17 protein-coding genes are annotated in these 21,401 nt (G+C 63.2%); 10 read left to right on the forward strand and 7 right to left on the reverse strand.

The window, feature by feature from the left end; all coding sequences use genetic code 11:
- Positions 1-11 precede the first annotated feature (11 nt).
- Both DBV08_RS30910 and DBV08_RS30915 read left to right on the forward strand, forming a co-directional pair.
- Positions 12-3,821, forward strand: a complete 3,810-nt coding sequence (locus DBV08_RS30910) for an ABC transporter ATP-binding protein (protein ID WP_124569905.1) — start codon at positions 12-14, stop codon at positions 3,819-3,821.
- 175 nt (positions 3,822-3,996) lie between these two features.
- Complete coding sequence (locus DBV08_RS30915) at positions 3,997-7,758, forward strand: multifunctional oxoglutarate decarboxylase/oxoglutarate dehydrogenase thiamine pyrophosphate-binding subunit/dihydrolipoyllysine-residue succinyltransferase subunit (protein ID WP_124569906.1); 3,762 nt, start codon at positions 3,997-3,999, stop codon at positions 7,756-7,758.
- Between the two features lie 101 nt (positions 7,759-7,859).
- Here the strand turns inward: DBV08_RS30915 and DBV08_RS30920 are convergent, their stop codons facing one another.
- Entirely contained in the window at positions 7,860-8,489 is a 630-nt protein-coding gene (locus tag DBV08_RS30920; RefSeq protein ID WP_007736130.1) for a TetR/AcrR family transcriptional regulator, read from the reverse strand.
- 70 nt (positions 8,490-8,559) lie between these two features.
- On the opposite strand from DBV08_RS30920, the gene DBV08_RS30925 reads away from it, so the two are divergent.
- Genes DBV08_RS30925 through DBV08_RS30935 form a run of 3 tightly spaced genes read left to right on the forward strand, consistent with a single transcriptional unit; the run spans position 8,560 to position 11,948 of the window.
- Positions 8,560-10,134: an NAD(P)/FAD-dependent oxidoreductase gene (locus tag DBV08_RS30925; protein ID WP_124569907.1), complete on the forward strand. Its 1,575-nt coding sequence runs from the start codon at positions 8,560-8,562 to the stop codon at positions 10,132-10,134.
- Positions 10,131-10,961, forward strand: coding sequence for an SDR family oxidoreductase (locus DBV08_RS30930; protein WP_095972887.1), 831 nt, complete (start codon positions 10,131-10,133; stop codon positions 10,959-10,961). Before DBV08_RS30925 ends, DBV08_RS30930 begins: the two co-directional genes overlap by 4 nt.
- A 45-nt stretch (positions 10,962-11,006) precedes the next feature.
- A complete protein-coding gene (locus tag DBV08_RS30935; RefSeq protein WP_095972888.1) occupies positions 11,007-11,948 on the forward strand; it encodes an alpha/beta hydrolase fold domain-containing protein in 942 nt (313 codons plus the stop codon).
- A gap of 80 nt (positions 11,949-12,028) precedes the next feature.
- Here the strand turns inward: DBV08_RS30935 and DBV08_RS30940 are convergent, their stop codons facing one another.
- Both DBV08_RS30940 and DBV08_RS32475 read right to left on the reverse strand, forming a co-directional pair.
- Entirely contained in the window at positions 12,029-12,913 is an 885-nt protein-coding gene (locus DBV08_RS30940) for an ABC transporter substrate-binding protein (protein ID WP_124569908.1), read from the reverse strand.
- Between the two features lie 57 nt (positions 12,914-12,970).
- A complete protein-coding gene (locus DBV08_RS32475) occupies positions 12,971-13,117 on the reverse strand; it encodes a hypothetical protein (RefSeq protein ID WP_166813451.1) in 147 nt (48 codons plus the stop codon).
- Here DBV08_RS32475 and DBV08_RS30945 point away from each other — a divergent pair.
- The 4 genes from DBV08_RS30945 to DBV08_RS30960 are packed head-to-tail and all read left to right on the forward strand — an operon-like array spanning position 13,116 to position 16,584.
- Positions 13,116-14,054: an ABC transporter substrate-binding protein gene (locus DBV08_RS30945; RefSeq protein ID WP_124569909.1), complete on the forward strand. Its 939-nt coding sequence runs from the start codon at positions 13,116-13,118 to the stop codon at positions 14,052-14,054. The genes DBV08_RS32475 and DBV08_RS30945 overlap by 2 nt on opposite strands.
- A 4-nt stretch (positions 14,055-14,058) precedes the next feature.
- On the forward strand, positions 14,059-15,204 hold the full coding sequence (locus DBV08_RS30950; RefSeq protein WP_124569910.1) for an ABC transporter ATP-binding protein: 1,146 nt from the start codon (positions 14,059-14,061) through the stop codon (positions 15,202-15,204).
- A 4-nt stretch (positions 15,205-15,208) separates the two neighbouring features.
- A complete protein-coding gene (locus DBV08_RS30955) occupies positions 15,209-15,898 on the forward strand; it encodes an ABC transporter permease (RefSeq protein WP_095972890.1) in 690 nt (229 codons plus the stop codon).
- Positions 15,895-16,584, forward strand: coding sequence for an ABC transporter permease (locus DBV08_RS30960; protein ID WP_095972891.1), 690 nt, complete (start codon positions 15,895-15,897; stop codon positions 16,582-16,584). Before DBV08_RS30955 ends, DBV08_RS30960 begins: the two co-directional genes overlap by 4 nt.
- Before the next feature lie 73 nt (positions 16,585-16,657).
- Here the strand turns inward: DBV08_RS30960 and DBV08_RS30965 are convergent, their stop codons facing one another.
- The 4 genes from DBV08_RS30965 to DBV08_RS30980 all read right to left on the reverse strand — a co-directional run bounded on the left by DBV08_RS30965 (position 16,658) and on the right by DBV08_RS30980 (position 20,114).
- On the reverse strand, positions 16,658-17,851 hold the full coding sequence (locus DBV08_RS30965; protein WP_003945072.1) for an NADP-dependent malic enzyme: 1,194 nt from the start codon (positions 17,849-17,851) through the stop codon (positions 16,658-16,660).
- A gap of 392 nt (positions 17,852-18,243) precedes the next feature.
- Positions 18,244-18,645 (reverse strand): hypothetical protein, encoded by a 402-nt coding sequence (locus DBV08_RS30970; protein ID WP_124569911.1) that lies wholly within the window; start codon positions 18,643-18,645, stop codon positions 18,244-18,246.
- 3 nt (positions 18,646-18,648) lie between these two features.
- The gene (locus tag DBV08_RS30975) at positions 18,649-19,263 is read right to left on the reverse strand and encodes a MarC family protein (RefSeq protein ID WP_166813463.1); all 615 of its coding nucleotides are present in this window, start codon (positions 19,261-19,263) and stop codon (positions 18,649-18,651) included.
- Entirely contained in the window at positions 19,260-20,114 is an 855-nt protein-coding gene (locus DBV08_RS30980; protein ID WP_095972893.1) for a PHP domain-containing protein, read from the reverse strand. The genes DBV08_RS30975 and DBV08_RS30980 overlap by 4 nt, the downstream gene beginning before the upstream one ends.
- A 172-nt stretch (positions 20,115-20,286) precedes the next feature.
- On the opposite strand from DBV08_RS30980, the gene DBV08_RS30985 reads away from it, so the two are divergent.
- On the forward strand, positions 20,287-21,357 hold the full coding sequence (locus tag DBV08_RS30985) for a magnesium and cobalt transport protein CorA (protein WP_124569929.1): 1,071 nt from the start codon (positions 20,287-20,289) through the stop codon (positions 21,355-21,357).
- The last annotated feature ends 44 nt before the right edge of the window (positions 21,358-21,401 follow it).

Consider the following 21,401-nt stretch of genomic DNA (forward strand, 5'->3'; position numbering starts at 1 on the left):
CGTGGATCTCGATGAACACGATCAACACGGACAGTCCGGTAGCTGGAGAGGTCGATCGAACTCCGGGCTGGATCCGCCGCTTGGCCCACGCATGCTGGTTGCACCGAAGAGTTGCGATCGGCGCGCTTCTCGTGACCGTCATCGCTTCGGCGATCGACATCTCGTTTCCGCTTCTGACCCGCTATGCGCTCGACGCCGCCGGACAGGAGAACCCTGGCAAGGTGATCGGCTTCGTGGCGTTGGCGATCGCAGTGCTCGCGATCGTGCGGTTCGCGTGCCAGTACGGCCGACGGATGCTGGCCGGCCGACTCTCGCTCGACGTTCAACACGACTTGCGACTCGCCCTGCTCGGCTCACTCCAACGTCTCGACGGACGCGGACAGGATCAGATCCGCACAGGCCAAGTGGTTTCCCGGTCCATCACCGATCTGCAGCTCGTCCAGGGTCTGCTCGCGATGGTGCCGATGTCGGCGGGCGCGCTCCTGCAATTCGTGCTCGCGATCGGCATCATGGCTTGGCTCTCGCCGTTGCTGACTCTCGTCGCCGTCGCTGTCATCCCCGCGGTGGGACTCGTGGTGTTCCTGATGCGACCGATGCTCTTCGCCGCCACGTGGTCCGCGCAGCAGCGGGCCGCCGATCTCGCCCAACACGTCGAGGAAACCGTCACGGGCGTTCGCGTCGTCAAGGGATTCGGGCAGGAACAACGAGCGGTCGACCAACTCGAAAAGCACAGCCGCACGCTGTATTCGGAGCGCCTTCGCGCCGCGTGGTTGAACGCGAAATTCGCGCCGACCATGGCCGCCTTGCCCCAGCTAGGGCAGGTGGGAGTGATCGCCCTCGGCGGGTATCTCGCATTGCACGACAAGATCACCGTGGGAACGTTTCTCGCATTCGCCACCTACATCGTGACAATGACCGGTGTCACCCGAACTTTGTCGTCTGTCATCGTCATGGCACAGCTGGCGCGCGCGGCTGTCGAGCGCGTCTACGACGTCATCAACGCTCAACCCGACATCGCCGATCCGGACCATTCGGTGGACCTTCCCGACGGTCCGCTGGGCGTCACTTTCGACGACGTGGCATTCGGGTTCGACACCGAACGCGACGTCCTGACCGGACTGAACCTCCGCATAGAACCCGGCGAGACCGTCGCCGTCGTGGGTCCGGCCGCATCGGGCAAGACCGCGTTGTCCTTGCTTCTCCCCCGGTTCTACGCCCCGACTTCGGGTCAGGTCAGCGTCGACACCGGTGGCCAGAGCTTCCCCATCGGCGAACTGCGCAGTGAGCAGCTTCGTGCCGCCGTCAGCCTCGTCTTCGACGAACCTTTCCTGTTCTCCGACACCATCGCCGCCAACATCGCATTGGGTCGCGAGGACGCCTCCGACGAGGACATCCGCGCCGCGGCTGCATTGGCACAGGCAGACGCCTTCATCGAGGCACTTCCGGACGGATACGACACCGTTGTCGGTGAGCGCGGACTGACGTTGTCCGGTGGACAACGTCAGCGCATCGCGCTTGCGAGAGCTCTGCTTGTCGACCCACGGATCCTGGTACTCGACGACGCCACCTCCGCCGTCGACGCGGCAACCGAAGCGGCGATCTTCGACGCTTTCCGCGCCCGACGACGGCAGACCACGCTGATCCTCGCTCACCGGCGATCCACCCTGACGCTGGCCGATCGGGTAGCAGTTCTCGACGGCGGACGGATCATCGACTCCGGCACCGTGGACGAGTTGGAAGGGCGATGTCCGCTCTTTCGCGCCCTGTTCTCCTCGCCTCCGGAACTACCGGACCAACTCGACGAGGTCGGCCCCGATGCCTTCGGACGCGACGACCGCGAACCGACAGCCGAGCAGTTGTGGCCGCAGGCACCGGAATCCGAAGCCGACAACACCGCGGCTTCGACGCAGAGTGCAGGCGGACCGATGGCCGGAGCACTCAGCGGAATCGCGGTGACGCCCTCCCTGAGGGCAGCAGTCGACGCGCTCCCGCCCGCGCGCGAAGATCCCGGAATCGCTCCCGAGAGCCTGCGCGAATCGAATCCACAGTTCTCCCTCGGACAGATATTGAGGCCCGTCCGCTGGGTCCTGCTGGCAGTTGTCGTCTGTCTTGCTCTGGACTCGGCCGCAGCGATCGCGTTCCCCTCGCTCGTCAGATACGCCATCGACCACGGTGTCGTGACCGCGGACAGCAGCACGCTGTGGATCGCGACGGCATTCGGAGCGCTCCTGGTTGCCGCCGACTGGGTCATCGTCGCGGTCATGACGGTCATCACCGCCAGGGCCGGCGAACGCGTGTTGTTCGGGCTCCGCGTACGCAGCTACGCACACCTGCAGCGCCTGGGTCTGGACTACTACGAACGTGAATTGTCCGGACGCATCATGACTCGCATGACCACAGACGTCGACGCGCTCTCGTCGTTCATCCAGACCGGCATGTCGACGGCGATCGTGAGTGTCCTGACGGTCGGCGGAATTTCGATCGCGCTCCTCGCGACCGACGTGACGCTCGGCCTGGTGGCGCTGGCCGTCATCCCACCGCTCGTGGTTGCGACCGTGATCTTCCGCAAGATCTCCTCGGTTGCCTACAGTCAGTCCCGCGAGCGGATCTCGCTCGTCAACGCCGACTTCCAGGAGAACATCGCCGGCCTGCGAGCGGCTCAGGCCTACCGCCGCGAGGAAGGTGCCGCGCGCAGGTTCGCCGAGCGCTCCGAAAGCTACCGCCGATCGCGGATGCGGTCACAGCGAGCCATCTCGATCTACTTCCCGTTCATCTCGTTCCTGTCCGATCTCGCGTTGGCCGCGGTCGTGTTCGTCGGTGCCCACCAGATCGCCAACGGATCGACGTCGCCCGGCGTACTGATCGCTTTCGTGCTCTACCTCGGCCTGCTGTTCGGACCGATTCAGCAACTCTCACAGGTCTTCGACGGTTACCAACAGGCAAACGTCGGATTGCAGCGAATCGGCGATCTGCTGCGCACTCGCAGTTCGATCGAGACCGCCGACAGCGAGGATCTGATCCCGATCTCCGGACGGCTGGACGGCGCCGTCCATCTCGACGGTGTCGGGTTCCGGTACTCGGGAGCGGACGTCGACGCGCTCTCCGAATTCGATCTGCAGATCCCGCCGGGCACGACGGTCGCTCTGGTCGGCCGAACCGGCGCCGGGAAGTCGACAGTGGTGAAATTGCTCGCCCGCTTCTACGACCCGACGTCCGGATCCGTCGACGTGGACGGCACCGATATCCGGAACTTCCATCTCTCGCAGTACCGCCGTCGCCTCGGCGTGGTCCCGCAGGAAGCACATCTGTTCACCGGCACGGTCGCCGACAACATCGCGTACGGCAGGCCGTCGGCTTCGCACGAGGAGATCGAGGAAGCGGCGCGTTCCGTCGGCGCACTGAATTCGATAGCCGACATGCGTGGAGGCATGAACCATCCCGTCGGCGAGCGTGGCCAGGGGCTCTCGGCGGGCCAGCGCCAATTGATCGCATTGGCCCGTGCCGAACTGGTCGACCCGGACCTACTTCTCCTCGACGAGGCGACCGCGACGCTGGATCCCGCGACCGAACGAATGGTGCTTGAAGCAAGTCGGTCGGTCACCCGGAAACGGACGTCGGTCGTCGTAGCTCACCGCCTCGCCACTGCCGCCCGAGCAGACCTCGTTGTCGTAGTTGACCGGGGACGTATCGTTGAATACGGCCCGCACGATGTTCTGCGGTATGCCGGTGGTCACTACTCGGGACTCTGGGATGCATCGCAGGCGCGTGAGGGGAATAATCTGACGTCGAGAACTGTCATCGAAGGCAACCCCGTCGCGTGACAGTCGGCACGGATTTGTACCGCCGAGAGGGAGTGCGCGATCGCAAGATCACGGACTTCCGTGAGACAGCTCACAAATTGTGTGCCGCACAATTGCTCGTCACACGCTCGGGCTAATCTCATGTATATAGGCGCTCTGATCGGGTACCGAAATAGAAACGAGGCGAACACCTGCCGTGAGCAGCAGTTCTACATCCCAATTCGGACAGAACCAGTGGCTGGTTGACGAGATGTACCAACGCTTCCAGGACGACCCGTCGTCCGTGGATCCCAGTTGGCACGAATTCTTGACCGATTACTCGCCGGACTCGGCGAACACGGGAGGTGGAAACGGGACTGCCTCGAACGGCAACGCGGCTGCACCCGCCGCTGTTGTAGCTCCGCCTGCTGCTCCCAAGGCCACGCCTCCCGCCCCCAAGACCGCACCTCCTGCGCCACCTGCCAAGGCTGCTGCACCGGCCCCCGCGAAGACGGCAGCGCCCGCCGCGAAGGCCGCCCCGGCCAAGCCCGCAGCAACAAAGCCCGCGGCCGCTCCCGCAAAGCCCGCCCCCGCCGGTGGAGCCGAGGAAACCAAGGTTCTGCGCGGCGCCGCAGCCGCGGTCGTCAAGAACATGTCGCTCTCGCTCGAGATCCCGACGGCAACCAGCGTGCGTGCCATCCCCGCGAAGCTGATGTTCGACAACCGCATCGTCATCAACAACCATCTCGCACGTACTCGCGGCGGCAAGATCTCGTTCACCCATCTCCTGGGTTACGCGATCGTCCAAGCGGTCAACGCGTTCCCCAACATGAACCGGCACTTCGCCGAAATCGACGGCAAGCCGAACGCGGTCACACCCGAGCACACCAATCTCGGACTCGCGATCGACCTTCCCGGTAAGGACGGCAACCGCTCACTGGTGGTTGCCGCCATCCGGAACACCGAGTCGATGAACTTCGTCCAGTTCCACGCGGCATACGAGGACATCGTCCGCCGCGCTCGTGAGGGCAAGCTCACCGGCGAAGACTTCACCGGCGTCACCATCTCGCTGACCAACCCGGGCGGCATCGGTACGGTTCACTCCGTTCCGCGCCTGATGAAGGGCCAGGGCGCCATCATCGGTGCCGGCGCGATGGAATACCCCGCCGAGTTCCAGGGCGCCAGCGACGAGAAGTTGGCCGAGATGGGCGTCGGCAAGCTGATGACCCTCACCTCGACCTACGACCACCGCATCATCCAGGGTGCCGAGTCGGGCGATTTCCTGCGCACGATCCACAACCTGCTGATCAGTGACGAGTTCTACGACGAGATCTTCCACGCGCTCGGCAACCCGTACGAGCCGGTGCGTTGGCGCAAGGACGTGCCGGAAGGCGCCGTCGACAAGAACACCCGTGTTCTCGAACTGATCGCTGCCTACCGCGACCGCGGCCACCTCATGGCCGACACGGACCCGTTGCAGTTCGTCAAGGACAAGTTCCACAGCCACCCCGACCTCGACGTCATCAGCCACGGCCTGACGCTGTGGGATCTGGACCGCGAGTTCAAGGTCGGCGGCTTCCACGGCCAAGAGAAGATGAAGCTGCGCGACGTGTTGAGCGTGCTGCGCGACGCGTACTGCCGCCACGTCGGTGTCGAGTACACGCACATCCTCGAGACGGATCAGCGTCAGTGGATCCAGGACCGAGTGGAGGGCCATCACGCCAAGCCTTCGGTCGCTCAGCAGAAGTACATCCTGAGCAAGCTCAACGCCGCCGAGGCTTTCGAGACGTTCCTGCAGACCAAGTACGTCGGCCAGAAGCGCTTCTCGCTCGAGGGCGCCGAAGCCGTCATCCCGATGATGGACGCCGTGATCGACCAGGCCGCCGAGCACCAGCTCGACGAGGTCGTCATCGGCATGCCGCACCGTGGTCGACTCAACGTGCTGGCCAACATCGTCGGGAAGCCCTACTCCAAGATCTTCACGGAGTTCGAGGGCAACATGAACCCGGCGGCCGCTCACGGCTCCGGTGACGTGAAGTACCACTTGGGTGCCAGCGGCACGTACATCCAGATGTTCGGTGACAACGACATCGCTGTATCGCTGACCGCCAACCCGTCGCATCTCGAGGCCGTCGACCCGGTTCTCGAAGGCCTGGTTCGCGCCAAGCAGGACATCCTCGACAAGGGTGAAGAAGGCTTCACCGTCCTGCCGCTCATGCTGCACGGCGACGCTGCATTCGCCGGTCAGGGTGTTGTCGCCGAGACGTTGAACCTCTCTCTGCTGCGCGGCTACCGCACCGGCGGCACCGTGCACATCGTCGTGAACAACCAGGTCGGTTTCACCACCGCCCCGGAACACTCACGTTCGTCCGAGTACTGCACCGACGTCGCGAAGATGATCGCCGCACCGGTCTTCCACGTCAACGGCGACGACCCCGAGGCGTGCGTCTGGGTTGCTCAGCTGGCCGTCGACTTCCGTGAGAAGTTCGGCAAGGACGTCGTCATCGACCTCATCTGCTACCGCCGCCGCGGTCACAACGAGGGCGACGACCCGTCGATGACCCAGCCGGCCATGTACGACGTGATCGACACCAAGCGCAGCGTTCGTAAGAGCTACACCGAGTCCCTCATCGGCCGCGGTGACATCTCGCTCAAGGAAGCCGAAGACGCACTTCGCGACTACCAGGGCCAGCTCGAACGGGTCTTCAACGAGGTCCGTGAACTCGAGAAGTTCCAGCCGGAACCGTCCGAGTCCGTCGAACTCGACCAGACTCCGCCGGCTCGCCTGACCACGGCTGTGGCTCCCGAGGTTCTCGAGCGCATCGGCGACGCGTTCGTCAACGTCCCCGAGGGCTTCACCGTTCACCCGCGCGTCAAGCCGGTTGCCGAGAAGCGTCGTGAGATGGCTCGTGACGGGCATGTCGACTGGGCGTTCGCCGAGTTGCTCGCTTTCGGTTCGCTGGCCGAGCAGGGTGCCTTGATCCGCCTCGCGGGTCAGGACTCCAAGCGCGGAACGTTCACCCAGCGTCACTCGGTTCTCATCGACCGCAAGACCGGCAACGAGTACAGCCCGATCGCCAAGATCGCAGCCGACGCCGAAAACGGCGGCAAGTTCATGGTCTACGACTCCGCACTCACCGAGTACGCGGGTCTGGGCTTCGAGTACGGCTACTCGGTCGGTAACCCCGACGCTCTGGTCCTGTGGGAAGCGCAGTTCGGTGACTTCGTCAACGGCGCGCAGACCATCATCGACGAGTTCATCTCTTCGGGCGAGGCCAAGTGGGGTCAGCTCTCCGACGTCGTGCTGCTCCTGCCGCACGGTCACGAGGGTCAGGGCCCGGACCACACCTCCGGTCGCATCGAGCGTTTCCTTCAGCTGTGCGCCGAAGGCTCGATGACCGTGGCGGTTCCGTCGACTCCGGCCAGCTACTTCCACTTGCTGCGTCGCCATCACCTCGACGGCATCCGCCGTCCGCTGGTGGTCTTCACCCCCAAGTCGATGCTGCGTAACAAGGCTGCAGTCAGCAACGTCGAGGACTTCACGACGGGCAAGTTCCGTTCGGTCTTCGAGGAGCCGGCATACGAGAGCGGCGAAAGCGCTCGCGAATCGGTCAAGCGGGTTCTGCTGGTCAGCGGCAAGCTGTACTGGGAGCTCCTGGCGAAGAAGCACAAGGACGAGCGTGACGACATCGCCATCGTGCGCATGGAGCAGCTGTACCCGGTGCCGAAGCGTCGCCTCAAGGAGACCCTGGACCGTTACCCGAATGCGGATCAGTTCCGTTGGGTCCAGGAAGAGCCTGCCAACCAGGGCGCGTGGCCGTTCCTCGGACTGGCACTGCCGGAGCTTCTGCCGGAGACCTTGACCGGCATCAAGCGCATCTCGCGTCGTCCGATGTCCGCTCCCTCTTCGGGATCGAGCAAGGTGCACGCGGTGGAGCAGCAGGAGATTCTGGACGAGGCGTTTCTGCCGACCAATTGATCAGTGGCGTTCCTGCCGACCAACTGATCTGACATAGCGTTACTCGAGGCCGGGCCCCACATTCCGCAAGGAGTGTGGGGCCCGGCCTCTCTGCGTTCACGTCAATTCGATTGCAGCAGACCCAGATCCGGCCCGGCGTCGAAGCCGACGGCAGCCAGCGCCAACGCAGGCAACGACTGAACCGTCAGGTCGATCAGTTCCTCGCGGGTGATGGCCGGCGCACGGAGCCAACTGATGGTGGCTTCCTCGACGAACGCGATCCAACCGCGAACGGCCAGCTCCACCTGAGGCGTTCGAGTCAGGCCGATCTTCGGGAGCTGATCGAGGGTTCTCTTGGCCATGATGTCGCGGGTCTGCTCGAACACCTCACGCATCTGCGGATCTCCACTGGCGGTTCCCCGCAGCAGTGAAACGTAGGTATTGCGGTTCTCGGTCACGTAGTCGACGTACGACGCCAGCACCGAGCGGAGGGTGAGCATCGGGTCGTCCGATTCACTCGGTTCGGTGCGTTGGAGCATCTGTTCACTGCTGTGCCGGACGATGGCCAGGTGGAACTCGCTTTTCGACGCGAAGTAGTGGAACAGAAGCCCCCGCGAGACACCGGCCTGATCGGCGATGTCCTCGACGGAAATCTGTTCGAGCGGCCGTTCGGCCAGCATGCGCGCTCCGAGGTCGATGAGTTGCGCTCGGCGTTGCGCAGGGTCGAGTCGCGTTCGCTTCACTGCGTCCATGCCAATAGACTACTGAATATTCGTCAATAAGCTATTGACCGTGACTCAATAAAGGCATATCGTTCCCTACATGAGTCTTCCAGTTACAGATACCTCAGCACCTGCCGCGGATACTCGCCACGTCGGCACACTGATCATCGGCAGTGGTTTCGCCGGTCTCGGTGCGGCGATCAAACTGGCACAGGCCGGCATCACCGACTACGTCGTTCTCGAGCGCGGCAACGACGTCGGCGGAACCTGGCGTGACAACAGCTACCCGGGCGCCGCGTGTGACGTGCCGTCGCATTTGTACTCGTACTCTTTTGCACTCAATCCGGAGTGGACGCGCTCCTTCTCCACTCAGCCCGAGATCTACAAGTACATCCAGTCGGTGGCCAACCGCCACAAGGTGCTCGACAAGCACATCTTCGACTGCGACGTTCTCTCCGCCCGGTGGGACGAGACGTCTGCTCGGTGGCACGTCAGCACGAACAAGGGTGAATTCGTCGCAAAGATCGTCGTCTCGGCCGTCGGCGCACTGTGTGAGCCTTCACTTCCGGACATCAAGGGCATCGACGGATTCAAGGGCGAGATCTTCCACTCCTCGCGCTGGAACCACGACGCGGATCTGACCGGCAAGCGCGTGGCCGTCATCGGAACCGGCGCCTCCGCCATCCAGATCGTGCCGGCCATCGGCAAGAAGGTCTCACACCTCGACGTGTACCAGCGCACGGCGCCGTGGATCCTGCCCCGCGCAGACCGCGAGTACACCAAGATCGAGCACCTCGCGTTCAAGTACCTTCCCGGCTTCCAGAAACTGTGCCGTACCGGCATCTACTGGATGCGAGAGACGCAGGTCGTAGGCCTGGCCAAGGCGCCGGTGTTCATGAAGCCGCTGCAGTTCGCCGCCGAGCGTCACCTGAAGGCTCAGATCAAGGACAAGGATCTTCGCAAGAAGGTCATGCCCAACTTCCAGATCGGCTGCAAGCGCATGCTGATCTCGAACAACTACTTCCCCACTCTCGCCCAGGACAATGTCGATCTGGTGACCGAAGGCATCGAAGAGGTCACCGCCAACGGGATCGTCTCGAAGACCGGCACCACGCGTGAGATCGATGCCATCGTCGTGGCGACCGGTTTCCACGTCACCGACTCCCCCACCTTCGCGGGAATCTTCGGCAAGGACGGGCGCTCGCTCGCCGAGGTCTTCGAAGAGACCGGCATGCAGGGGTACAAGGGCGCGGCAGTTGCCAACTTCCCCAACATGTTCTTCCTCGTCGGACCCAACACCGGCCTCGGACATTCGTCGATGGTCTTCATGATCGAGTCGCAGATCAATTACCTGGTCGACGCGATCGCCACCATCGACAAGTACGACATCGGCACCATCGAGGTGCGCAAGGACAAGCAGGACAAGTACAACAAGGACCTGCAGGCAGCTATGTCCAAGAGCGTCTGGAACAACGGCGGTTGCGCCAGCTGGTACATGGACAAGCACGGAAACAACACCACCCTGTGGCCGGGCTTCACCTTCCAGTTCCGCAATGCCACCAAGCATTTCGACCTCGCGGCATACCGCAGCGTCGCCACCTCGGATCTCGGCGCCGTCGGCACCGCGACCACTTCACAGATCGACCTCGACGACGAGAAGGCAGTAGCACAATGAGTGATTTTGCAGGCAAGGTCGTAGTCATCACCGGAGCAGGATCGGGCATCGGTCGCGCTCTCGCACTGAACCTGGCCGGCCAGGGCGCCAAGTTGGCGATCTCCGACGTGGACACCGTCGGTCTGGCCGAGACAACGCGTCTGGTGGAAGCCATCGGCGCCGAGGTGAAGTCGGACCATCTCGACGTCACCCAGCGCGAAGCGGTTCTCGAGTACGCCGACGCAGTCGTCGCCCATTTCGGCAAGGTCAACCAGATCTACAACAACGCCGGAATCGCGTACCACGGCACCTTCGAGAAGTCCGAATTCAAGGACTTCGAACGCGTCATGGACGTCGATTTCTGGGGAGTTGTCAACGGCACCAAGGCATTCCTCCCCCACGTCATCGCCTCCGGCGACGGGCACATCGTGAACGTGTCGAGCCTCTTCGGCCTGCTGTCGATGCCCGGTCAGAGCGCCTACAACTCGGCCAAGTTCGCCGTTCGCGGCTTCACCGAGTCGCTTCGCCAGGAAATGCTGATCGCCAAGCATCCGGTGAAGGTGACCTGTGTGCACCCGGGCGGAATCAAGACGGCCATCGCACGCAACGCCACCGCAGGACCGGGCGAAGATCTTGCCGTCTTCTCCGAGTTCTTCGACCGCAAGCTCGCGCGCACCACTCCGGAGGACGCGGCCAAGACGATCGTCAACGGTGTTCGCAAGAGCAAGCCGCGAGTTCTCATCGGGATGGACGCAATCGCACTCGATGCCTGGGTTCGCCTCGTAGGATCGGGCTACCAGCGCATCGTCGCGATCGTCGCCGGTCGAATGATGCCCAAGTCCAGCTGAGTTCGTTTACAGCGCAGTTCGTATACAAAGTCAGGAGCCCTGCCGGTGAGCACGTTCACCCTTCCGCTGCCCGTGGTCGCGTTCTTGTTGAAGCCGTACTTCCGTCTGGCTTTCAACTCGAGACTGCCGTATCGGATTCAACGTCTGCTGCTCGAGGCCGGGGCACCACTACAGCAGGTCCCAGCGGGCGCCGTCGTGCGCCCGCTGGAGCTGGCCTGCCGACCGGCGGAGAAGATCACCGTCGGCGCAACCGAGCGACCCACTGCAGTTCTCTACCTGCACGGCGGGGCATACACGCTGGGTTCGCTGGCCACACACCGTTCTCTCGCAGCGCATCTCGCACGTGAGTCGTCCAGTGCGGTATTCACGCTGGACTACCGTCTCGCACCCGAGAACCCGTATCCCGCCGCGCTCGACGACGCGGTCTCAGCCTTCATGCAGTTGGTCACCGAGTTCGACTATTCGGAGGACCGCGTTGCCATCGCCGGCGATTCGGCCGGTGGCGGTTTGGCCGCCGCGACCGCTCTGCGTCTGATCGAGCGCCACGGCGTGACCCCCGGCGCGCTTGCGTTGATCTCACCGTGGGTCGATCCGGGCGATCGAGGTGCCACCAAAAAGGCCGACCTCGTCGTCAACACCGCGTGGTCCTTCGATGCCGCCGACGCTTACCTTGCCGGCGGCGATCGCACCGATCCCGGCTACGCACCGATGCACGGCAAGCTCGACGGGTTGCCACCCACCAGGATTCACGTCGGGTCGGAGGAAGTTCTCTACCCGCAGATCATGACGTTCACCGACAAACTCGCCGCTGCCGGCGTCGACGTGTCCCTGGTCGAGTACGCACGACTGTGGCACGTGGCTCACGCCCAGGCGTCACTGGTCAAGGAAGCAGCAGACGCTGTTGCCGACCTCGGCCATTTCATCGCCTCGAAACTGATTCGCGCCAAGGATGATTCGAGTTCAGCGGTGGGATCGAGCGCTCACTGACGGGTGGCCGACTCCGTCTATGTCACTGACGGGTGTCCCACGCCGTCCATGTCACTGACGGGTGTCCCACGCCGTCTATGTCACTGACGGGTGTCCCACCAGGTGCGGGCGACTTCCGAGGCTGACGCGTTGCCGGCCCGCACCTGCTCGATCATCGTGGCGAGGTCGGTGGTGGACAGTTCACCGGCGACGACGCTGAGCGCCTTGACAGCCGAATCTCCCAGTGCGCCCGTTCGGAAAAGCGGAACGACGTTCTGCGCAGCCAGAACGTGATTCGAATCAGCGAGCACTGTGACGGCATCGGATTGTGCCAGTGCTGACAGCGTCGTGGTTCCGAATACTTGTGCACCGGGCACGTCGACCGGAGTTACCAGATCGACCCCGGCGAAGACACACTCGGCACCCTCGGCCAACTGTTCCACTGCCCCGTCCTCGACGAATCTCGCGGAGACGAGGGGCGTTGCCGCGGCACACGAAGGGGCAAAGGCCTCTATCGTCTTCGCTCCCAACGACTGTGCGTATGCGGTGTCGAGTGCAACGACCGCACGGTCTTCGGCCATCGCATAGTCGGAGACCGAAAGACCCTCCGGCAGAGAGCGACTCAAGGCTTCGAAGACGTCGTCGGCCTTACGGGCCGGGGATGACGGGTCGTAGTGATCGAGCAGCGCACCGGTGAACTCGGGTACCAGCGTGACTCGCGCTGCGTCCAGAGCCTCGAGTGATTGGTTTCGGCCACCACCCACCGATTCGACGCGAGCCGACAGGCCGGACGAGGAGAGCACCGTCGAATACACTTCGGCCAACACCGAACTCTCCACTGATGCGTCGGCAGCCACCACGATCTGCTCGCGAGACTCCGCTCCGGCGCCCTCTACCACCGAATCACCGTTTGCGCATCCGCTGAGAATCGGCAGGACCATCAGTGCTGCAACAACAGTCGAATACTTCGTGCGTGTGCTCTTCACCGAAATCCTCACATCCAATCCCATGGATCGAAAACCGTGCCATGTCGGTACCTATCGTTACACTTGTCGGGCGATGCGCGGTAACCAGTCCTGACGCTGCCACTCGGTGGCGGCGCCGTCGAAGTCACCCAGGTGGCTTCGCCACAAGGGATGGTCACCGACGCCCGAAACACGGGACGCCCGAAAAACCGGAAGGACGCTCATGCGCACCTCACGATTTCGTTCCAACCGTTGGCTCGTAGCCGCGGCAACTGTCGTCTCTCTCACTGCACTGACAGCGTGCGGTAGCAGTGACGGTGACTCCAACAGCGATCCCAACGCGGTCGTCGTCGGCTCCGCCAACTTCACCGAATCCGAGACGATCGCCAACATCTACGCCGAAGCACTGCGTGTCAACGGGTTCGATGTCTCCACGTCGTTCAACGTCGGCAGCCGTGAGGCGTACATTCCGGCGCTCAAGGACGGGTCGATCAGCGTAATTCCGGATTACACGGGAAATCTCCTGCAGTACTTGGGTCCCGACAGCACGGCCACCAGCTCCGCTGACGTCCTCGCCGCCCTTCCCGCAGCTCTCGGGTCGGAATTGGCAATTGCGACGCCTGCATCCGCCGAGGACAAGGACGCCGTCGTCGTCACGAAAGAAACCGCCGACAAGTGGAACCTGAAGACGATTGCCGATCTGGCTCCGCATTCCGCCGAAGTCAAGTTCGGTGCTCCGGCCGAGTTCCAGGAACGTCCAGCCGGATTGCCCGGTTTGAAGTCCAATTACGGGCTCGACATCTCGGCTGCCAACTTCGTTCCGATCGCCGACGGCGGTGGACCGGCAACCGTGAAGGCGCTCTCGTCCGGTGACATCACCGCAGCAAACATCTTCACGACGTCGGCCTCCATCCCGGCGAACAACTTCGTGGTTCTCGAAGACCCGAAGAACAATTTCCCGGCTCAGAACGTGGTGCCGGTGCTGCGTGCCTCGAAGTCTTCCGACAAGCTGAAGACGGTCCTCGATGCGGTGTCCGCCAAGCTCACCACCGAAGAATTGTTGGCTCTCAACGTCCAGGTGTCCGGCGACACCAAGACGGAGCCGGCAGCGGCGGCCAAGGCGTGGGTGACGGCGCAGGGCCTCGACAAGCCGGTCTCGTAGTCACGTGATCACCTTCGAGGGTGTCACCAAGCAGTACCCGGACGGCACCACCGCCGTCGACCGTCTCGATCTCACCATCGAGGCCGAGTCGTTCACGGTGTTCGTGGGGCCGTCCGGGTGCGGCAAGACGACGTCGATGCGCATGATCAACCGGATGATCACACCGACGTCGGGCAAGATCTTCGTCGACGGTCGTGACATCGCCCAGACCGACGCGGTGAAACTGCGTCTCGGCATCGGGTACGTCATTCAGAATGCCGGCCTACTTCCCCACCGCACCGTGATCGACAACGTCGCAACGGTTCCGGTGCTGCGTGGTGAGTCCCGCCGCGCCGCACGTAAAGCCGCGTTGGGTGTTCTCGAACGAGTCGGTCTGGACATTTCACTTGCCACTCGCTATCCCGGGCAACTCTCGGGTGGGCAACAGCAACGTGTGGGAGTAGCCCGTGCGCTGGCAGCCGATCCGCCGATCCTGTTGATGGACGAGCCCTTCAGCGCCGTCGATCCCGTGGTGCGTGAGGATTTGCAGACCGAAATGCTCCGTCTGCAAAGCGAACTGAAGAAGACGATCGTCTTTGTCACCCACGACATCGACGAGGCAGTCAAACTCGGTGATCACATTGCCGTCTTCGGTCCCGGCGGACGGCTTCAGCAGGTGGCGGCGCCTCGCGACGTGTTGGCCGCACCGGCAACGGATTTTGTCGCCGGATTCGTCGGACGCGATCGCGGCTATCGGGGATTGTCGTTCCGTGCTGCCGACGAGGTTCCGCTTCACCCGGTCCGTACGGCCGTCGAGAACGAATTGAAGGCTCTGCGTCTCGAATTGGGCGAGTGGGTTCTCGTGGTCACGGACAACGGAAGTCCACAGGGATGGATCGACGTGACCGGCGTCGAAGGTCTGCGCTCGGGACGCACTCTTGCGCAGTCGACGTCGGCCGGAGGTTCGTTGTTCTCCCCCGGCGGCGATCTCCGCCAAGCACTCGATGCGGCAATCTCTTCCCCTTCCGGTATCGGTGTTGCCGTCGACGCAGAGGGCGCGGTGATCGGCGGGATCCTCGGTTCCGAAGTCGTCGCGAAATTGGCAGATCAGCGTCGACGCGAGGACGAGGAACGCAACCGAGTCGCCTTCACCGAGGGATTCGGGGCGTAGCGGCATGCGCTGGCTCATCGACAATTTCTCGACGGTCGTGGATTACTCGAAGACCCATCTGTATCTGGCGCTGCTCCCCTTGCTGATCGGTCTCCTGATTGCCGTTCCGGTCGGTACAGCGATCCGCAACGTCAGGTGGCTGCGCCGAATCACGTTGACCCTGGCGAGCATCGCGTTCACGATTCCGTCGCTCGCGCTGTTCGTCACGATTCCTCAGTTGTTCGGCCTCAAGACCCTTGATCCGCTCAACGTGGTGATCGCACTCAGCGTGTATGCGACGGCACTGCTCATCCGGGCTGTGCCCGAAGCACTCGACTCGGTGCCGGACAACGTCATCGACGCCTCCACCGCCGTCGGATTCACGCCACTACGACGCGCCCTGACGGTCGAGTTGCCGTTGGCGCTGCCGGTCATGATCGCGAACATCAGAGTTATTGCCGTTACCAATATTTCGCTGGTGTCGGTCGGATCACTGATCGGAATCGGCGGGCTGGGAGTTCTGTTCAAACAGGGCTACGACCGCGACTACCCGGACCAGATCGTTGCCGGCATCATCGCGATCGTGGTGCTGGCACTGGCGCTCGATCTGATCCTGTATCTGATCGGCCGATTCCTGACCCCGTGGACCAGGACCTCGACCTCGAACTCGTCGAAGGTTCCCGCCGTCCTGTCAGCCGAGGGGGAACCCGTATGAGCATCTTCACCGGAGCCTGGGACTTCATCGTCGATCCCGGAAATTGGAGCGGCGACACCGGAATCGGCACACGCATTCTCCAGCACCTGTGGTACAGCGTTCTGGCCGTGGCACTTTCGGCCGTGATCGCGGTGCCCATCGGATTGCTCATCGGCCATCTACGCCGCGGTGAGATCGTGGTCGTCAGTCTGGTCAACGCACTGCGGTCGTTACCCACACTCGGTTTGCTGACGTTCCTCGTTCTTCTCATGGGACTCGGGGTGATGCCGCCGATTCTCGCGCTCGTGATCCTCGGCATTCCCCCACTCCTCGCCGGCACGTACGCCGGAATCGCCAGCGTCGACCGTGGCGTCGTCGAGGCCGCGCGGGCGATGGGTATGACCGAACTCCAAGTACTCTTCCGCGTCGAGATACCCAATGCGCTGCCATTGATTCTCGGTGGACTCCGCAACGCCACACTGCAGGTGATTGCCACAGCGACGGTCGCTGCCTACGTCAACCTCGGCGGTCTCGGCCGGTACATCTTCGACGGTCTCGCTCTCTACAAGTACGACCGAGTTGTCGTCGGCGCAATCCTGGTCGCGGTGGTAGCTCTCGTCGTGGACGGCCTACTGGCACTGGTGGTCTGGGCATCGGTTCCCGGCACCGGCAGGCTGCGTCGAACACCCGACCTCGCTCGTCTGTAGCGCGAGAATCCCACGAAAAAGCCCCGATCGGAACCTTGTGTGCGGGTTCCGATCGGGGCTTTCGTAGTCCCTCTTAGCTGGTCACGCCCTCAGCATGCGCTGCGGCCGCGACGGCTTCCGCTACTGCGGGTGCCACGCGAGGGTCGAGTGGGCTGGGGACGATTTTGTCCGCTGCCAACTCGTCGCCGACCACCGACAGGATTGCCTCGGCGGCAGCGAGCTTCATACCTTCGGTGATGCGACGGGCGCCGGCGTCGAGCGCGCCCTTGAACACACCGGGGAAGGCGAGAACGTTGTTGATCTGGTTCGGGAAATCACTGCGACCCGTAGCCACGATCGCCGCGTACTTCGACGCGGTCTCGGGGTGAATCTCCGGGTCCGGGTTGGAAAGCGCGAACACGATCGACTCGGGAGCCATCGAAGCGATGAGCTCCTCGGGGATCTTGCCCGCCGAGACACCCAGGAACACGTCAGCACCCTCGAGTGCCTCGATGGCACCACCGTGCAGGTCGCGGGGATTGGTGCGGGCTGCGAGTTCTGCCTTCACGTCGTTGAGGTCGCTGCGCTCACCCGAGATGATGCCCTTCGAGTCCAGCACGATGACGTCGCTGATTCCGGCGGCGAGCAGGATGTTCGCGCAGGCAACACCCGCAGCGCCGGCGCCGGAGATGACGACCTTGAGTGTGGTGATGTCGCGGCTCTGGACCTTGACAGCGCCCTTGAGGGCAGCGAGGACCACGATGGCGGTTCCGTGCTGATCGTCGTGCATGACGGGGCAGTCGAGGGCTTCGATGACGCGCTTCTCGATCTCGAAGCAGCGCGGTGCCGAGATGTCCTCGAGGTTGACCGCGCCGAAGCTCGGGCGCAGACGGATGAGCGTCTCGACGATCTCGTCGGGATCCTTGGTGTCGAGAACCAGCGGAATGGAGTTCAGTCCGGCGAAGTTCTTGAACAGTGCCGACTTGCCCTCCATGACGGGCAGCGATGCGCGCGGGCCGATGTCGCCGAGCCCGAGAACCGCGGTGCCGTCGCTGACCACCACGACGAGTCGGTTGGTCCACGTGTATCGATCGGCGAGGGTTTCGTCTGCAGCGATGGCGCGGCTCACCTGAGCAACACCCGGCGTGTAGGCGATCGAGAGGGCCCGCTGAGTATCGAGCGGTGCTGTGGTCTCGACCGAGAGCTTGCCACCGACGTGAGCGGCAAAGATTTCTTCGTCGGTCAACTCGACCTTGGGTACGTTGATGGCTTCAGTCACGAGGGACACGATGACACTCCTGATTAGTCCAGCCTCAAGCGGGGCTGGGTTACTGGGAAGTAATCCTTCGGACCGCTGCGAAACCACGTTCACAACGGTCAGAGATCATTTCTTCCGCGAACGACTACTGAGAAGAAGAGCATTCGGCGTGCGCGAGAAAGTGGGCCGCAATACATCCGAAGCGTCATGGTGTGGGGCGGGTGAGCCCTGGCGTATCCATGCAATCTAGGTTTCGGGAGAAATTCTGACGAAACCTGCACTTCGGGGCCGGGCTGTGGCGCCGCCTCGAAGTAACTCCAGTTTGCCACCAGAGTCGGATCACAATCAAATCCTCCAAGCGGTCGGATTCCTCACCACACTCAAACCTGAGCCGTCATCCCCACGGTGTCATCCCCACCCAGTCATCCCCACCACTGCGTCACCAACAACAGCCCCGCCACCACGAGCACGACCACCGATCCGGCAACCGCCGCGATACCCCGCCTGCGGTCGCACCAGATCTGCGCTGCCAAAGCAACCACCGAGGCCGCAATGTGCGCGGCGATCGAGGTTGTTCCCGGTCCCGGGAATCCGCGGTTGCCGCCCAGATAAGCCGAACCGATGATCACGAGTGTCAAGACCACGATTCCGGCCGCCACGGTGCCACTCAGGGCGCGTAGAGCGCGGACCAGCAGCCATTGCCGTTTGTCGGCGGGATAGTCGTAGTCGTCTTCGTACTGATAATCCTGATAATCCTGGTACTGGTAGTCGTCCTCGTACCTGTCGTTCCGGTCGTTCCGGTCGTTCCTGTCGTCGTATGTCATCTCTTACGCTCCCGCGACGAATCCGCGGACTGATTCCGCAATGAGTTGAACCGCGATGGCGGCGAGCAATAGACCGGCGATGCGCGCCAGCAGACTGATGCCACCCTCGCCCAGTATCCGGATCAGTGCCGTCGAGAAGCGCAGGACCACGAACAGCACGAGGTGGATGGACAAAATCGCCAACGCGATCGCCAGATACGACGCCGCTTCACCGTCGGCCTGGGCGACAAAGACGATGACGGCCGCAATCGCACCGGGACCAGCCATCATCGGCGTCCCCAAAGGAACGAGTGCGACGTTGACGTCGTCGGCTCCCTGCGGACGGTTCGAGGCCTTTCCGGTCAGCAGTTCGAGAGCGATGAGAAGCAGGAGTAGTCCGCCGGCGCCCTGCAATGCCGGAATACCGATGTGGAGGTAGTTGAGAATCGCCTGACCGCCGACGGCGAAGACCGAGATGACCGCAAGGGAGACGGCGGGGGCCTGCCATGCCGCTCGATTGCGATCTTCACGGCTCTTGCGGCCGACCAGTGACAGGAACACCGGGATGACTCCGGGCGGGTCCATGATCACGAACAGCGTGATGAACACGGTGAGGTAGAGCGTGGTGTCGAGCATCAGCGCCCAAGTACCTCCACGCCGGTGGCAGCCGAGACGAGTTTGTCGAACTCCGCCTCGTCCGTGAGCTCGTCGCCGAGTCCGATCGTCTTGTTCTCCCCGTGGTAGTCCGAGGATCCGGTGACTGCCAGACCGAGGTCGACGGCCAGGCGGCGCAGGACGTCGCGATCGTCGCTGCGATGGTCCGGGTGATCGACTTCGAGACCCCCGAGACCCAGCTCGGCCAGATCACGGATGTGGTCGAGCGCAAGCAATCCGCCGCGCGAACGCGCCCGTCCATGCGCAAGGACGGTCACTCCCCCGGCTGCTGCCACCAGTTCGACGGCGTACTCGAGCGGAGTGTCGTACTTGGGAACGTCGTATCGCCCGCGACTGGACAACAGGTCGGAGAAGGCCTCGCTGATGCTCGACACCACTCCCGCTCGCATCAGGGCCGCTGCGACGTGCGGGCGCCCGACAGACGGACCGGCGTCGGCCAGGATCTGATCGGGATCGACGGGCAGACCGTCACGAGCCATCATCGTCGTCATCACCCGGATACGTTCGACGCGTTCGGCGCGCAGTCGCTCACGTTCTTTTGCGAATTCGGGGTGTGTCGGATCGAAAAGGTATGCCAGCAGATGAACAGCCACCGGCCAACCACGTTCACCTCGCCCCTCACACGACATCTCCATCCCGCGAACCAGGCTGACCCCGCTCGGCAAGGCCTGCGCCGCCTCGGCCCAGCCCGAAGTCGTGTCGTGATCGGTGATGGCGACGACGTCGAGTCCGGCGTCGGCTGCGGCGCGCATGAGGGCAGCCGGGGTATCGGTGCCGTCCGATGCGTTGGAGTGGGTGTGAAGGTCTATTCGCACTGTTCCAGTGTGTCAGCAATCGGCAACTTCATCGCGCTCCGGTAGGCGAGCCGGAAGCTGACGTACGATTACGCCGCAGCGGCAGCGCAATTCGATCAGGTGTCGCTGTAGTGCCGTTACTGCATCACAGGTTCACTGCACTACAGACCGAGAAGGAGCGAGCGTGCCAACCATGCCGTCACTGCCGAATTGGTCGAACGGCAAATCGACGCAAGCGGATGCACCCAAGATCCCCGTCCCGGCAGCCCGCGCGATCGTCGACTGCGCGGTCTACGTGGACGGCGTGCGGTTGCCGGGCAAGTACACGCACCGCGCCGCGTTGGCCGAGGTCCGTAGTCGCGACAACGCATTCGTCTGGGTGGGCATGCATGCACCCGACGAAGGCCAGATGCAAGATGTCGCAGCAACTTTCGGACTCCACGAGCTGATGGTCGAGGATGCCGTCCATGCACACGAGCGCCCGAAACTCGAACGCTACGACGACGTCATGTTCCTGGTGCTGCGCACGGTCGTCTACGTACCGCACGAGTCCGTGGCGACGGCGAGCGAGATCGTCGAAACCGGCGAGATCATGGTGTTCGTCGGTCCCGACTTCGTGGTGACCGTCCGGCACGGGGATCACTCCGAACTGGCAAGCGTGCGCAAGTCGCTCGAACAGAATGCCGAGCGTCTCGCCATGGGCCCGTTCGCGGTGTTGCACGCGATCACCGACCACGTCGTCGACAGCTATCTCTCCGTCATTCAGCTGGTCGAACAGGACGTCGACAGCATGGAGGAGTTGGTGTTCAACCCGCGGAACACCGTTGCCGTCGAGCATATCTACCTACTCAAACGCGAAATCGTCGAACTACGACGCTCGGTCACTCCACTCGGATTGCCACTGCTCCAGCTCACTCAGCCCGCGGGCGGCCTCGTCCCGAAGGAGATCCGGCGATACTTCCGCGACGTACGAGATCACCACACGATCGTGGCCGAACGAATCTCGGAATACGACGAGGTGTTGAGTTCTCTGGTCGATGCCGCACTCGCGAAGATCGCGGTGCAGCAGAACACCGACATGCGCAAGATCTCGGCGTGGGTCGCTATCGCCGCCGTGCCAACCGGCGTTGCCGGTATCTACGGAATGAACTTCGAGAACATGCCGGAACTCGGTTACAAGTACGGCTATCAGTCCATCCTGTTCCTCATCGCGTCGGTGTGTGTCGGCTTGTTCTTTCTCTTCCGCCGCAACAACTGGCTGTGAATCGCTCACCCTGACTCCCTGTACTTGCCACCGTCGCAGGCGGA

Origin of the sequence: Rhodococcus sp. KBW08 (assembly GCF_003852455.1) — a bacterium.
GTDB lineage: Bacteria > Actinomycetota > Actinomycetes > Mycobacteriales > Mycobacteriaceae > Rhodococcus_F > Rhodococcus_F baikonurensis.